Origin of the sequence: Paeniglutamicibacter sp., from assembly GCF_046714615.1 — a bacterium.
Taxonomy (GTDB): domain Bacteria; phylum Actinomycetota; class Actinomycetes; order Actinomycetales; family Micrococcaceae; genus Paeniglutamicibacter.
The window spans coordinates 14010-27220 of the sequence record NZ_JBKKAP010000123.1; the positions used below are offsets into that span (position 1 = coordinate 14010).

12 protein-coding genes and 1 pseudogene are annotated in these 13211 nt (G+C 67.1%); 6 read left to right on the forward strand and 7 right to left on the reverse strand.

Annotation, left to right across the window (positions count from 1 at the left end; all coding sequences use genetic code 11):
• Window positions 1-8: 8 nt before the first annotated feature.
• On the forward strand, window positions 9-743 hold the full coding sequence (locus ACLQ7E_RS14660) for a class I SAM-dependent methyltransferase (RefSeq protein WP_411733314.1): 735 nt from the start codon (window positions 9-11) through the stop codon (window positions 741-743).
• 59 nt (window positions 744-802) lie between these two features.
• On the opposite strand, the gene ACLQ7E_RS14665 is transcribed toward ACLQ7E_RS14660, so the two are convergent.
• From ACLQ7E_RS14665 to ACLQ7E_RS14675, 3 genes are all read right to left on the reverse strand, one after another.
• Complete coding sequence (locus ACLQ7E_RS14665) at window positions 803-1732, reverse strand: SDR family oxidoreductase (protein WP_411733315.1); 930 nt, start codon at window positions 1730-1732, stop codon at window positions 803-805.
• 149 nt (window positions 1733-1881) lie between these two features.
• The gene (locus ACLQ7E_RS14670) at window positions 1882-2994 is read right to left on the reverse strand and encodes a glutathione S-transferase family protein (protein ID WP_411733316.1); all 1113 of its coding nucleotides are present in this window, start codon (window positions 2992-2994) and stop codon (window positions 1882-1884) included.
• Window positions 2995-3208: 214 nt separating this feature from the next.
• A complete protein-coding gene (locus tag ACLQ7E_RS14675) occupies window positions 3209-3784 on the reverse strand; it encodes an NADPH-dependent FMN reductase (protein WP_411733317.1) in 576 nt (191 codons plus the stop codon).
• 129 nt (window positions 3785-3913) lie between these two features.
• Between ACLQ7E_RS14675 and ACLQ7E_RS14680 the strand changes: the two genes are divergently transcribed.
• On the forward strand, window positions 3914-4381 hold the full coding sequence (locus tag ACLQ7E_RS14680; protein WP_411733318.1) for a MarR family winged helix-turn-helix transcriptional regulator: 468 nt from the start codon (window positions 3914-3916) through the stop codon (window positions 4379-4381).
• A gap of 46 nt (window positions 4382-4427) precedes the next feature.
• Here the strand turns inward: ACLQ7E_RS14680 and ACLQ7E_RS14685 are convergent, their stop codons facing one another.
• Window positions 4428-4877, reverse strand: coding sequence for a cytidine deaminase (locus ACLQ7E_RS14685; protein ID WP_411733319.1), 450 nt, complete (start codon window positions 4875-4877; stop codon window positions 4428-4430).
• Between the two features lie 210 nt (window positions 4878-5087).
• On the opposite strand from ACLQ7E_RS14685, the gene ACLQ7E_RS14690 reads away from it, so the two are divergent.
• Complete coding sequence (locus ACLQ7E_RS14690) at window positions 5088-6788, forward strand: HNH endonuclease (RefSeq protein WP_411733320.1); 1701 nt, start codon at window positions 5088-5090, stop codon at window positions 6786-6788.
• Window positions 6789-7003: 215 nt separating this feature from the next.
• On the opposite strand, the pseudogene ACLQ7E_RS14695 reads toward ACLQ7E_RS14690, so the two are convergent.
• A pseudogene (locus ACLQ7E_RS14695) lies at window positions 7004-7483 on the reverse strand (PTS sugar transporter subunit IIA); the annotation flags it as partial.
• A gap of 110 nt (window positions 7484-7593) precedes the next feature.
• Entirely contained in the window at window positions 7594-8316 is a 723-nt protein-coding gene (locus ACLQ7E_RS14700; RefSeq protein WP_411733321.1) for a TetR/AcrR family transcriptional regulator, read from the reverse strand.
• Window positions 8317-8453: 137 nt separating this feature from the next.
• Between ACLQ7E_RS14700 and ptsP the strand changes: the two genes are divergently transcribed.
• Window positions 8454-10139, forward strand: a complete 1686-nt coding sequence (gene ptsP, locus ACLQ7E_RS14705) for a phosphoenolpyruvate--protein phosphotransferase (protein WP_411733322.1) — start codon at window positions 8454-8456, stop codon at window positions 10137-10139.
• A 75-nt stretch (window positions 10140-10214) separates the two neighbouring features.
• Window positions 10215-10493 carry an HPr family phosphocarrier protein gene (locus ACLQ7E_RS14710; RefSeq protein ID WP_411733323.1) on the forward strand — a complete coding sequence of 93 codons (279 nt, stop codon included), beginning with the start codon at window positions 10215-10217 and terminating at the stop codon, window positions 10491-10493.
• Window positions 10494-10628: 135 nt separating this feature from the next.
• On the opposite strand, the gene ACLQ7E_RS14715 is transcribed toward ACLQ7E_RS14710, so the two are convergent.
• The gene (locus ACLQ7E_RS14715; protein ID WP_411733324.1) at window positions 10629-12599 is read right to left on the reverse strand and encodes an ABC transporter ATP-binding protein; all 1971 of its coding nucleotides are present in this window, start codon (window positions 12597-12599) and stop codon (window positions 10629-10631) included.
• A 106-nt stretch (window positions 12600-12705) separates the two neighbouring features.
• On the opposite strand from ACLQ7E_RS14715, the gene ACLQ7E_RS14720 reads away from it, so the two are divergent.
• Entirely contained in the window at window positions 12706-13173 is a 468-nt protein-coding gene (locus ACLQ7E_RS14720; protein ID WP_411733325.1) for a MarR family winged helix-turn-helix transcriptional regulator, read from the forward strand.
• The last annotated feature ends 38 nt before the right edge of the window (window positions 13174-13211 follow it).

Consider the following 13211-nt stretch of genomic DNA (forward strand, 5'->3'; position numbering starts at 1 on the left):
TCATACCCATGGGTTCATTGCTGAGCGCAGCACAGCGGGCCGACCTCTATGATGCGGAAAACCGCTGGGCTGCCGACGACGACTTCTTCCTCACCTTCATCAACGAACGACCCGCAAGCCGCGTGCTGGACCTGGGCTGCGGCACCGGTCGGTTGACGCTCGCCCTTGCCCGGGCCGGGCACGTGATGACGGGCATCGATCCGCACCCCGGCTCGCTGGCCGCGGCACGGGCCAAGCCCGGCGCCGACTTGGCGACCTGGATCGAGGGCACCTCCACGGACCTCGGGTGCGATGATTCGTTCGATGCGGTCCTGATGACCTCGCACGTCGCCCAGGCCATCATCGATGACCACAGGTGGAGCCGGACGCTGGCCGACGTCCGGCGCGTCCTGGTTCCCGGCGGCAGGCTGGTCTTCGACTCCCGGGATCCGCTGGCGCGGGTGTGGGAACGCTGGACCCCCGCCACCACGCGGAACGAGTTCACGCTGCCCGACGGCACCAAATTGCACCTGTGGATCGATTCGGCGCCGCACGAGGCGGGACTGGTGAAGATCACCGAGCACCGGCTCTTTGCCGACGGTTCCCGGGAGATGGAGGACGCGGTGCTGGCGTTCCGCAGCGAGCAACAGCTGCGCAAGGACCTGGGCGAAGCCGGGTTGCATGTCGATGCGGTGTTCGGCGGCTGGAGCGGCGAGCCAGTCGGCCAGGGCGCCGGTGAACTCATCATCGTTGCGCACCGCTGAGCGCCGCCGCGGCCTTCGTTGCACTTGTTGCCGTGCGACTTCCCCGAGGCGCTCCCCATCTACCGATAGCCCGTGGCATCGGCAGGCAACCCCGGATCCTGCACCTCGACCATGTACCGCCAGCAATCCGGGGCCGAGCCGTCCACGTCGGTGAAACCGTACTCGCGGGCCAGTGAACCGGAAGAGAACGAGCCTCCGCTGCGCGCAAAAACGTCGGGATCCGACGCCAGCGCGGCGACGGCACGGCCCACAAAGCGCGGGGATTCGCTGATCGCGGCAAAATGGCCGTGCTCGGCGGTCGCCGTTCGCCAGTTCGATTCGGTGACGCCGAAGGCCTCGAGCATCATCTCCGAGCGCAGCCAGCCCGGGCTCAGGGCCACCGCGGTGCACTTGCGGGGCTGTAGCTCGTGCGCCAGCGTGAATGCCATGCGCAGCGCGGCATTCTTGGCCAGGTCGTAGAAGGTGGAGAGCCGGTAGTTGTCCCGGTTATAGGCGGCGGTCCCATCGGTCACCTCGATGACCAACCCGCCGGGGTTCCTGGCCAAAAGCCCCAGCGCATGGTGGGCGGTGATGAGGTGGGTCTTCACGCCGAGTTCCAGCATCCGCAGCCCCGCGCCAAGGTCGTGCTCCCAGACGGGCTGGTTCCAGCCGATGAGTTTCTCACCGCCCCAGACGTCGTTGACCAGCACGTCCAGCCGGCCCTGCTCGGCACCAATGCGTGCCACCAGCGCCGCCACCGCACCGGAGTCCAGGTGATCCACCGCCACCGCGATGCCAACGCCTCCGGCCGCGGTGACCAGTTCCGCGGTCTCCTCGATCGTTTCGGGGCGGTCGTATTCGCTGCGCGCCGCACGGGTGCTGCGGCCCGTGCAATACACCGTGGCCCCGGCCTCTCCCAGTGCGGTGGCGATGCCGCGCCCAGCACCTCGCGTGGCCCCGGCAACCAGTGCAATCTTCCCCGTCAGTGCTCCGTCCAATGCTCCGTCCATGTATCCACGCTAGCCCCGGCATCCCTGGCACTGCCAGAGTCCGGCGCAACGGATTCGCCGGCCCCTGGCCTCCGGACCCTGGATACGCCAAAGACCCCGCCCGGGGGATCGGGCGGGGTCTTTGGCGAACGTGGCGACGCGGTGTGCGATCAGCCCAGCGGATAGAGGGGGTTGTGCCCGGCGGTGACCTTCTCGGATTCGCGGACCGGATCCGGGGCGGTGCCGGTGCCCCAGGGGTTTCCGCCGAGCGACTCGCGCCCGTGCGGCTCCAGCCAGTTCGCCAGCTCCGGGCCCTTGGGCACAATCTGCGTGGGGTTGATGTCCTCGTGCACCACGTAGTAGTGGGCCTTGATCTGCTCGAAATCGATGGTGTCGCCGAAGCCCGGAAGCTGGAACAGTTCGCGGGCATAGGCCCAGAGGTTCGGCATCTCGGTGAGCTTGTTGCGGTTGGTCTTGAAGTGGCCGTGGTAGACCGGATCAAAGCGGACCAGCGTGGTGAACAGGCGCACGTCGGCCTCGGTGACCGAATCCCCCATGAGGAAGCGGCGGGTTCCCAGGCGTTCCTCGAGCCAGTCCATGGCTACCCAGAGCCGGTCGTAGGCCTCGTCGTAGGCCTGCTGGGACCCGGCGAAGCCGCAACGATAGACGCCGTTGTTGACCTCGGTGAAGATGCGCTTGATGACCGGCATCATCTCCTCGAGCTTGTCCGCCGGCAGCAGGTCCGGGGCATCGTCGCGGTGGAATTCCTTCCACTGCGTGGAGAGGTCAAGGGTGATTTGCGGGTAGTCGTTGGTCACCACGGCACCGGTGGGCACGTCGACCATGGCCGGCACGGTGATGCCGCGCGGGTAGCCGGCGAAGCGCTTGAAGTAGTTCTCCTGGATGCGCTCGGTGCCCAGCACCGGGTCCACCCCGCCCTCATCGAGGTCGAAGGTCCACGAACGCACGTCGTGCACGGGGCCGGGGGTGCCAAGCGAGATCGCATCCTCCAGGCCCAGCAGGCGCCGGACGATGATGGTGCGGTTGGCCCAGGGGCAGGCGCGTGCTGCAACCAGCCGGTAGCGCCCTGCCTCGACGGGCCACAGGTCCGCGCCCTCGGCAATGCCGGCGTGCACATTGCCGATGCTTCCCGTCGTTGGTCCGCCGGCGGCGCGCACTTGGGTGGGATCGGCGACGATCCGGTCCTGGATGTAATTGGTGTCGCGCGTGAATTCCGCGCCTGTCACATAGGCACCGGCGGTGCTGTGCTGCTCTTCGCTCATAACCCAACCCTAGTTTCGTGTGCCCTGATGCACCATCGCGGAAAATAAAGACGCCTGCCCGGGGAAAGATCCCGGCAGGCACTGTTCCTGCCGGCCGGCACACGCGTGCTGGGGAGCACGGTGGCAAGGGGTCCGGCAGGGGAATCGAAGGCCGGGGGCCCGCACCTTCCCCGAGGTGTGCGGGACCGGCCATCCGAAAAGTGGCGGTTAGGCCTTAGGCGGAAACCAAGGCGGCGTCGCGAACGGACTTCAGTGCAACGGTCCACGGCACCAGCTGGTCCAGGACCGGAGCCAGCGAGGCGGCCTGCATCTCGGTGGGCTTGAACACCGAGAAGTTCTCGAAGTCGGTGAACAGCGAGAACATGCCGGTCTTCTGCACGTGGGCAACCTGCAGCTCGGACAGGATGCCGCGCAGGTGCTCAACGGCGCGGACGCCGTAGGCCGAACCGTAGGAAACGATGCCGGCGGCCTTGTTGGCGAACTCGGCGTTCAGGTAGGACAGCGCGTTGGCCAGGGCCGGGGCGACCGAGTGGTTGTACTCGGGGGTGACGAAGACGAAGCCATCGAATTCGGAGATCTTGGCGGCCCATGCCTTGGTGGCATCGTTCTGGTAGTTCTGGTACGCAGCCGGGTAGGCTTCGTCCAGGAGCGCCAGGTTGAAGTCCGCGATGTCAACGAGCTCGTAGTCGGCGTCGCCGCGCAGCTGGGCCTGTTCCAGAACCCACTGTGCGACGCCGGCGTTGTTGCGGCCCGGACGGGTTGAACCGGTGACGATGGCAATCTTGGTCATGCGTAATCTCCTTGAACTGGGGTGTGACGCGTCCGATTTTTGCTGACGCATCAACTACAACTTGTTATTTATATCCTGCCGCGAGAAGATTGACGTGTCAATCAAATGAACCCAGATGTGAGGCATGCCATGTCCGAGCCCCGTTGGCTCAACGAAGATGAACAACAGCTATGGCTGGAGTTCCGCGAATTCCTCTGGGGTTTCCCCCGGGCCATGGACCGCCAGCTCGCCCGCGATGCCGCGATGTCCAGCGGCGAATACTCGGTACTTGCCGCGGTTTCGGAGGCAGCTCCCGACGCCCTGCGCTCCGGCGACCTGGCCTCGTTGCTGGAGTGGGAACGCTCACGGGTGTCGCACCTGCTGCGCCGCATGGAGGCCAAGGGCCTGATCGAGCGCTGCGCTTCCAGTTGTGATGGCCGCGGTCAGGACATCAAGCTGACCGACGCCGGCTGGAGCACCATTCGAAGCGCCGCACCGAAGCATGTGTCCTTCGTACGGGAAACGCTCTTTGACTCGCTCTCCAAGGACGAGCAGGAGCAATTTGGCGCCATGCTCTCGAAGATCCGATCAGCGGCGGTTGAGCGCGAGCTCTGGTAGCCGCGCGGCTTCCGTGGCGCAGCATTCAGGGATCGGTGCGGCGGTCCTATTCCCCGTGTTCGGCGATAGAAGGCCACTGTCCCTGGGCGGTGAACGACGTCGCCCAGTAGTACGGATTCAATTCACGCAGCGAACGCATTTCCCACTCAGCGCCTCCGCCCGAGCCCGGAACGGCCGCCAGGACCTCGGGCCCCCAGACGGCAAGCCGTTCCTGGCAGATTCCGCACGGCGCCAGCACCTGGTACGTTCCCTCTTCGGTTCCGCCGGTCACGCAGGCCGACGCCACAACGGATTTCCCCAGCGTGTAGGCCTGGGCCACTGCCCCGGTCTCGGCGCACAACGTCGCCGCAGCATTGAAGTTGTCGAAACTGACGCTGGTCAGGATTTGTCCGTCATCCAGCACGACGGCCGCGGCAGCAACCGAATCCCGTGCCCCCGGCCATCTGGTCCGTAGTTGTTCGATGGCGGCTTCAACGAGTTTTTGGTTCGTGTCCATGCGGCAATTCTGCCACGTCGAGCGCGTTCGTGGCCTTCCATTGCGAAGCCAAACCGGGACAACCGGAATCGATGGCAGTCGCCCGGATCCCGCCACTCACGCACCAAGGTCGGTTTCGCCCGCGTCCATCACGCCTCCGCGTGATCGGGTTATCCACATCCCCGCGCACTCGCGCCACCGTCCGTTCCCTGGGAGTTCACACTGGGAGACATGGAAACGCAGGCGCTCATTCAAGCCCTCACCGGCGACGGTGGCGATCCGGGACACCCATTGTCGCCGGTCGAGAAGCTGCGCCTGTTCAATGCCCTGTCCCAACGCATCGACGAACTCGCCGCCCAGCTATTCCGGGAGATCATCTCCCCCACCCAGGCGGCGCTCTTCGCCCACACTGTCGAACGCACCCATCGGCAGGCCGAACTCGCGCAGATCCGCGCCGCACACACCGCGCAACGCACCCTGGTCCAGGATTTGCCGGCGCCGAACCTCGAACAGGCACGGGCTATCGCCGAGAACCCGGTCGCATTCATCCACGGCGATTTGCAGCTTCCCGCGGACCCGGCCACCGTGCCCACCGGGCTGATGCCATTCAAGGACACCACCGCCTTCCTGCAAGGAGGCCTGGGCCTGAGCCACTTCGCCGCCCGCGACCGCCTCCACGCCGCCAACACGCTGCTCCCCCACACCGACATCCACGGAAACGCCTGCGGTCCCCGCTACCCCAAGCTCGCCGAGCAGGTCCACGCCGGCACCGCCCGCCTGGGCCCCGCCACGGTCGCGGCCCGAAAACTGGACAAACTCGCCCCCTCGATCGCCGCCCATCCCGAGAGGCCGGACCTTGCCGTACGTCTCGAGGAACAGGTCGCCGAATCCGTCGCCGCCGGCATCCCGGGCGCCACCAACAGGCTACTCACTGCCCTGGCCGACGAACTTGACAACACGGCCGACCCCGAACCGTCCCCTGATGAGATCCGGGCCAAGACCGGCATCTTCACCACCAAACGCACCCGTCACTACACCTGGATGTCCGTGTGCATGCTGAATGCCGACGCCGAGGTCTTCCTTTCCCACTTCGCCGCCTCAGACAACCCCCGCACGCTGGCCGGAAACCGCGAGGCGATGGCCGCTGCCGCCACCGGCATGAACCCCACCGCCAACACCGCGGCCAACGGCAACAGTGCCGACGAGAACGGCAACGGAGTCCACGGCGACCACACCACGGACGGCCCCGACTGGTTCACCCGCCCCGAAAACATCGGAAACGACGCATTGGACAATCCGGCACCCGGATTCAGCGACCCGCTCAACGGCATCGCTCCCGGTGCCGACGGGCTCACCCCGGCCCAACGCCACCTCCAGACCCTGCTCAATCTCATGCGCGCCCCAGCCAAACCGCCCGGCAAGGGCGCCACCGGACTCCCCACCGCCCAACTGGTCATCCACTGCCGACTCGACACCCTCCTCGGTCTGGCCAAGGGCGCCGGCTGGAGCGCCCACGGGCTGGAAATCCCCATCGGCGAAGTCCGAAGACGCCTCGCCACCGACGGCGTCATCCCCCTGGTCCTGGGCGGCCAAGGCGAAATCCTCGACGTCGGCCAGGAAATGCGCTTTGCCTCCGACCCCATCAGGCGCGCCGTCCTCGCCCGCGACGGCGGATGCTTCTACCCCGGCTGCACGGTCCCGCCCGAGCACCTAGAAATGTGCCACATTGACGGCTTTGCCCAAGGCGGCCACACCAGCGTCCACAAATTCACCCCCGGCTGCACCGCTCACCACCACATGGCCGACAACGGACTGCTCACACTCGTCATACACAATGGCATCCCCCATGTCATCCTTCCCAAGCACCTCGACCCCGAACAGCTCCCGCGCCGCAACAATCACTGGCGGCAACCCCAGGCCACCCTCTTCTAAGGCCCGAGGTCAGGCGAGGGTGCCCCTGGCAGGTTCCGCGCGACCCATTAATAAGGAAAAGGTGCCGGGATGCCTTCGCAACTATTTGCGGAAGCATCCCGGCACCCTTTCCACGCCTCATCCAGTGCCTGGACCTCGGGCCAGGAGTTAGGCAGCGTGCAACGGCCCATCGACGAATCCCCGGCCAAGGTTCCCGGACCCGAAAAGCACAACCTTCACGATGCGTTGACCTTGCCGAAGATATCGCGGACTTCCTCGCGTGTGGCCGCTGTGGCCAGCCGCGACACCAGTTCCTTGTCGGTGAAGACCCGGGCGATGGAGGAGAGGATGGCCAGGTGCTCATTGTTTAGCCCGGCGATGCCAACCACGAACCTGACCTCATTGCCGTTCCAATCGATGCCTTCCGGGTAGCGGATGATCGACACCGCCGAATTGGAGATGTTTCCTTTGGCCTCGTTCGTGCCATGCGGGATGGCCAGGAAATTGCCCATGTAAGTGGACACCGATGCCTCGCGGGTGTGCATCGAGGCCACGTACTCCTCGTTCACCGCACCGCGGGCCAGCAGCAGCTCCCCCGCCTCGTCGATGGCACCGTCGCGCGAGGTGGCGGCGCCGGACATCACGATGCTTTCACTCACCAGGACCTCGGCTCGCGCCGGGGCAGCGGATTCCTGGGCTGATTCCACCGGCACGGCCGGGACCCGCGGGTCACCGGGCGTGGCAGCCTCAGAGTCTGTTTCCATGATTCTTCCTAATCGTTTGTCCTGCTGCGCCGCAGGAAAAGAAGGTGGACCGGCTTGGACGTCTATGACGGTTTGGAGATGCGGTGCAGCCACTCCAGGAACATCTTCATTTCCGTATTGGAGAGCTGCTGCGGGTTCGAGGACTCCAGCGCGGCATTCAGGGCGATGGCCGCCACGACGACAGCGGAGGTCTCCACCGGGGTCGCGGATTCGGCGATGCCGACCTCCGAGGAGACCGCGGTGATGACGGCATCGCGGGTCATGTCGGAGAGTTCGAAGTTCCGCTCTGCCGCCGGCTCGGCGATGAGCATCAGCGTGACCCCGATGTTCGCCGCGAGGATGCTGCGGGCCGCGTCGACCGGCGGTACGTTCAGGTGCCCGGACTCTGCGGCCCGATCCAGCTTTTCCCGCAGCAGCGCCTCGGCCTCGGCGACCCGGTTGGATCTGCTTCCCGGACGCACGTTGCCGAACATCACCAGGTACAGGTGCGGCTGCTCGATGCCGAAGCGCACGTGCTGGTCCCACATGCGTCGCACGTCGTCGAGGGGTTTTCCCGTGTCAACAAGGTCCATTTCATGGGCGAAGTACTGATCGAAACCCACGGCAACGACCGCATCGAACAGTCCTTCCTTGTCCCCGAAGTGGTGGTAAAGCGTCGGGGCCGTGACCCCCGCCAGCTCGGTGATTTTCCGGGTCGAGACAGGAGCCCCGTCCGAATTCGCCAAAAGTTCGACGGCGGCCCGCAGCAGCCTCTCCCTTGGCGGAAGCTGGAAGTCAAGACTCATGGCTGTTACCCTATCACCTATAGCATTGCTATATGAAGGGGATCACACCTTGGGTTCATGCTCAAGTCCTGGCGTGATCGACGGCTGCATCGCGCAACGGACAACCCAAGAGCAATCCACCGGATCGAGGAACTTAAGTGCAGAACTTCTCAGGAGTGGGCGTTACGCCCGGTCGCGTCATCGGAACCATCCGGCATATGCCCCCGGCGCTGGCCGAACCGCCTGCAGGGGAAAAGCTGAACGGCTCGATGCCGGCGGAGCAAGCCATCGCCGGACTTAAGGAAGCGGCCACGCGTGTGCAGGCCGAATTGCGCACCCGAGCGGCCGGCGCCAGTCCCGAGGCCAAGGCCGTACTTGAGGCCACCGCGCTGATGGCCACCGACTCGATGCTGCTCAAGGGCGCCAACAAGAAGATCAACGGCGGGCTCTCCGCCGAACGCAGCATCTGGGAATCGGGCGACGCCGTCGCCCAGATGCTTATCACCCTCGGTGGCTACATGGCCGAACGCGCCACCGACGTCCTCGATGTGCGCGCCCGAATCGTGGCCGAATTGCGCGGGGTCCAGGCTCCCGGGATCCCCGACTCCGAGACCCCGTTCATCCTCATCGCCGAGGACCTCGCCCCGGCCGACACCGCCACCCTTGACCCGGCGAAGGTCATTGCGCTGCTGACCACCGGAGGCGGACCCCAGTCGCACACCGCCATCATCGCCCGGGACCTGGGCCTGACCGCGGTGGTAGCCGCCTTGGGGCTCGAGGTCCTGGAACCGGGCACCGAGGTCTTCGTCGACGGTGCCGCCGGAACGATCTCCACCGAACCCGGCGAGACCGAACGCGAGGCAGTCACCGCCTGGCTGAAGAACGCGGCGCTGCTTTCGGTCTTCGACGGAAACGGCGTGATGGCCGATGGCCACCTGGTCCCGCTGCTGGCCAATGTCGGCGGCGGCAAGGACGCGGTGAAGGCCGCCGCCGCCGGCGCCCAGGGCGTGGGCCTGCTGCGCACCGAATTCTGCTTCCTGGGCCGCGACACCGAGCCAAGCGTCGAGGAGCAGGTCGCCGAGTACAAGGCCGTCTTCGACGCGTTCGAGGGCAAGAAGGTCGTGGTGCGCACGCTGGATGCCGGCGCCGACAAGCCGCTGCCGTTCCTCACCGATGCCTCCGAGCCGAACCCCGCACTGGGTGTGCGCGGCTACCGCACCGACACCACCTCCCCCGGCGTGCTGGCCCGCCAACTCTCCGCAGTCGCCACCGCGGCAACCGGTTCCGGCGCCGAGGTGTGGGTCATGGCCCCGATGATTTCCACGCCTTCCGAGGCCCGCGAGTTCGCCGCCATGTGCGCCGACGCCGGGCTGGCAACCCCCGGGGTGATGGTCGAGGTCCCCTCGGCCGCACTCAGCTCGGCGGCCATCCTGTCCGAGGTCTCATTTGCCTCCCTGGGCACCAACGATCTGACGCAATACACCATGGCAGCGGACCGGCAGCTTGGCCCGCTTGCCGCCCTGAACAACCCGTGGCAGCCGGCGGTGCTTCGCCTGATCGAACTGACCGTCGCCGGTTCCCGGGCGGAGGGCAACCACAAGCCCGTCGGCGTCTGCGGCGAGGCCGCGGCGGACCCGGCGCTGGCGGTGGTGCTGGTCGGCCTGGGCGTCTCGACGCTGTCGATGTCCGCCAGGTCGCTGGCCTCCGTGGCCGCGGTGCTCAATACCGTCACCCTGGAGCGCGCCGGAGAATTGGCGCAGCTGGCCCTGGCCGCCCCAAGCGCCGAGGCGGCGCGTGCCACCGTGCGCGGGCAGCTGCCGGAGCTCACCGCTCTTGGCCTGTAACCGGCCACCGGCGTCACCGTAGGATTGTTCCCGCCCCGCCAGCTTCACCCCCCTCGAATACAGGAGTAACCCGCCATGCCCGAACGCCTTGCCACCATCGCCAGCGCCTCAGGCCTGCATGCCCGCCCCGCAGCCCTCTTCGCCGAAGCCGCCGGTGCCTTCGACATCGAGGTCACCATCGCGCCCAAGGGCGCACCGGAGGACGATGCGCTTGACGCTTCGAGCATCCTCTCGCTGATGACCCTGGGCGCGGCCAAGGGCGACGAAGTGGTGCTGCGTGCAAGCGGCGCCGGCGCCGAGGCCGTCCTGGATTCCTTGGTGGCATTGCTGGAAACGGACCTGGACGCCATCTAGCCCGGACGCCGTGCCGCCGGGCCGCCGGGGCATTCGATTGAACAGCCAACGCCGATGGCGTGGAACGCGTGTTGCCAACCGCATTCCACGCCAACGGCGGTGAAGTCCGGGGTTATGGCCTACCCGGGACGGCACCTATGCCCGGACGCCGGCCCCGGCTGCCGCCCGGCGGTTGCCGAATTCCCGTGCCTGACCGTTTGCCGGTTCCGCCGCAATACCCGGCTCGCCCTCGGCGGCAGCGTCGGAGGCCGCCAGCAGCCTGGCAAAAGCGCCGCCCGATTCGCGCAGCACCGCCGGGCGGCCGCGCTCGGTGATCTCCCCGGCGTCGAGCACCGCGAGCTGGTCGGCGTTTTCCACGGTTGAGAGGCGGTGGGCGATCATCAGCGTGGTGCGCCCGGCCGCCAACCGGTCAATGGCCTCCTGCACCAGCGCCTCGGTGTTGTTGTCCAGCGCGCTGGTGGCCTCGTCGAGCACCAGGACCTTCGGGTTGCGCAGGATGGTCCGGGCAATGGCCAGGCGCTGCTGCTCGCCACCGGAAAAGCGGTGTCCGCGCGCGCCGACCAGCGTGTCAAGGCCCTCGGGCAAACCCGCGACGAGGTCGGCGATCTGGGCACTGGCCAGCGCCTTCCAAAGTCTCGCATCGTCGGCATCCGGGTCCGCCAGCAGCAGGTTCTCGCGGATCGAGGCGTGGATCAGGTAGGTCTCCTGGGAGACCACGCCCACGATCCGGGCCAGGGTTTCCGGGGCCATCTCGCGAATGTCGATGCCATCGATGGTGATCCTCCCGCGGCTTGGATCATGCAGTCGCGGCAGCAGCGAGCCGAGCGTGGACTTGCCCGACCCGGTGGGTCCGACGATCGCGGTGGCGGTGCCGGGTGCCAGCTCCAGATCGATCCCCCGCAGCACCGCGGGTCCGTCTCCGTAGGCAAAGCCGACGCCCTCGAAGCGCACCCGCCCGATTAGCCGGTCCGGATCAAGATCGACGGGGTTCACCGGCGCCTTGAGCTCCGGGTCCATGTCCAGGTATTCGAAGATGCGGCTGAACAGTGCCATCGCGGTGACCCATTGGACGCCGACGTTCAGCAGCCCCATGATGGGGCGGAAGATCGCGCCCTGCAGCGCCGTGAAGGCGACCAGCGTACCGATGGTCATCCCGCCGCTGGTGGCGGGGAATCCCGCCGCGAGGTAGATGACCGCGGGGATCGCGGCGAACACGATGCTCATGGTGGCCATGCGCCAGCGCCCGGCAAGCTGGCTGCGCAGCTCCAGGTCGACCAGGCGGTGCGAGGAGGCGGAGAAGCGGGCCACGTCGCGCCCGGTGGTGCCCAGGGTCTTGGCCAGCCGGATGCCGGAGACCGAGAGCCCCTCCTCGATCTGCGTGTACATCCCCGCCAGCTCCTGCTGCCGTGCGGTGGTGATGTCCCGGCGCATCAGCGCCACCTTGCGCGAAAGCCAGATGGCCGGCGGAAGCACGATGAGCGAGAGCAGGCTCATCCGCCAGGACAGCGCGGCCATCGCGATGGCGGTGGCCACGGCCGTGGTCAGGTTGGAGGCCACCGAGGTCGCGGTGGAGGTCACCACCGACTGCATGCCGGCGATGTCGTTGGTCAGCCGCGACTGCACCTCCCCGCCGCGGGTGCGGGTGAAGAAGCCCAGCGACTGGGCCTGCAGGTGGGTGAAGAGCCGGGTGCGCAGCGTGTGCATGACCTTTTGGCCCATCTTGGTGGCCATCCAGGTCTGCACCACGCCGATGGCCGCGGTGGCGGCGGCGACGGCAACCAGCCCGCCGGCGAGCCAGGCCAGCAGCGCGGTGTCTTGGTGCGGCAGCGCGTCGTCGATGATGGCGCGGATGAGGAACGGCTGGGCGAGCCCGATGAGCGAGGCCGCGGAGATCAACAGCACGACGATGGCGATGGCGATTCTGTGCGGCTTGAAGAGGGCAGCGATCCGGGAGAGCTTCACCGGATGGAGCTTGACTTGCTTGAGGTCCGCCGGATTCAGGCGGGCAACGGGGCCGCCGCCGCGGCCGGAGTCACCGGGGCCGTGCGGCTTGTTGGTGGAGGGGCCCGATCGGGCCGCGCCGGAAGAGGATCTCGATTCCGACATGTGCACCACCTTTCGTGGTGGTTGTGGGTGCGGGGTTGGCACCGCGTCATTGTTGAGGTTACCTCACTATGTGGTTGCCAGTCAACTTTGTTGTAGTGTTGGGTGCATGGCAACCAGCAGCAATTCCGCACCTCCCGGGGACCTGTCCGAGCTCTTCCACCGGGCCTCCCGCTCGCTGCGACAGACCTGGTCGGCACGGCTGGCCCCGTTTGAGCTCACCCCCCACCAGTCCCGCGCCATGCGTTCCCTGGCGCAACACAGCAACCCTTCGGACCCTGCATCCAGGGCGGGCATGCGACTGAAGGACATCGCCGAGCACCTGCGCATTGCCCCGCGTTCCGCCACCGAGGTCATCGACCAGCTCGAGGCCAAGCAGCTGGTTCTCCGGCACCCGGACCCCATTGACAGGCGTGCCACCCTGGTGTGCCTGACCGCGGAGGGGACGCTGCTGAGCGAACGCGTGCGGGCAGCACGGCGCAGCCACACCCAGGACTATTTCGGGCGCCTCAACGCCCAGGAACGCGCGGATCTCGCTCGCATCCTGGAAACGCTCTCCGGCGCCCCCGAACGCTAGCGGCCCCCGGGCCCGCGCCGCGCGCAGCGGTGCGGGAC